Raw genomic sequence first — 1,054 nt, forward strand, 5'->3', positions numbered from 1 at the left:
GCGTTCCACAGCGCGAACCACGCGAGTGCTTCGGCAGCGGAGCAGCCGTTCGCGTCGATCGCTCCATTGGCGTGAACCGATGCCGGGTGTTCGACCCTGGGATCAGGAGAAAAGCCGCGGACGATCACGATTGCCGCATCTGCCAACATCTGCGTCGAATTGCGGGAGAGCGAGTTGGGGCTGACCCGATGGAAAGCGAGAGGCTCGTCGACCATCACCCAACGTTTGCCCAGACGTGCGAGGCGCTGCCACAGGTCCCAGTCCTCGCAGGTGCGCAGCGACACATCGAAACCGCCCAACTCGACAATTGTCTTCCGATCGACCAGCAGCGCGTGAGTGCGGATGGCGCACCGGCGCGCGAAAGTTTCGAAGGGCTCGATCCCAACCTCTGTTGAGATGCTCGACGGGGTCAACTCGCCGTCGGGCATCACGCGCCGAGAACCGCAATAGGCGGCCACCGCATCGGGAGCGGTTTTCAGAGCGGCCAGCATTTTCGCAAGGAAGCTGGCATCCACCCAATCGTCCGCATCCAGAAACATGAGCCATTGGCCGCGCGCTGTCGAAATCCCGCTGTTGCGCGCGCCGGCGGCGCTGCGCGCGCAAGAGCTCAATGTGCGAAATCGGGCATCGCGCTCAACATAACCGGCGATGATCGCGGGGGTGCGATCCGTGGAGGAGTCATCGACGATGATCGCCTCCCAATCCGCTATATCCTGATCGAGAAGGCAATCGAGTGCGCGCGCCAGCGTTGCCTCGGCGTTGTGCGCAGGAACCACGATTGAAACCAGAGGATTATGCGCCACGCCGTCTTACCCGCGCCTGCTTCGAACGTAGAACAAAAGTCCCAAACCATAGCCCGCGATTTCCTGCAGGCAAACAAGACTTGAAAACAGGCTTGAATGGAGAGCGCTCATGCCCGACGGTTTAGAATTAGGCCCGTGCGCCGGGGCGGTGTTTTCGCGTCACATCCGAGGCACTCGCGCTTACCGAAGGGGCTGTCGGGTGTGACTGGATTAGCGTAAGCTACTGTTCACAGGGGGTGCAAAACATGCAC

The 1,054-nt window shown here is 61.2% G+C and carries 1 protein-coding gene; it reads right to left on the minus strand.

Features of this window, described 5'->3' with window-relative positions; translation table 11 throughout:
• On the minus strand, nt 1-803 hold an 803-nt coding region (locus EOA79_RS32215), incomplete at its 3' end, for a glycosyltransferase family A protein (RefSeq protein WP_164894080.1).
• Nucleotides 804-1,054 lie beyond the last annotated feature (251 nt).

It is taken from the genome of Mesorhizobium sp. M1A.F.Ca.IN.020.03.2.1, from assembly GCF_004023205.1.
Taxonomy (GTDB): domain Bacteria; phylum Pseudomonadota; class Alphaproteobacteria; order Rhizobiales; family Rhizobiaceae; genus Mesorhizobium.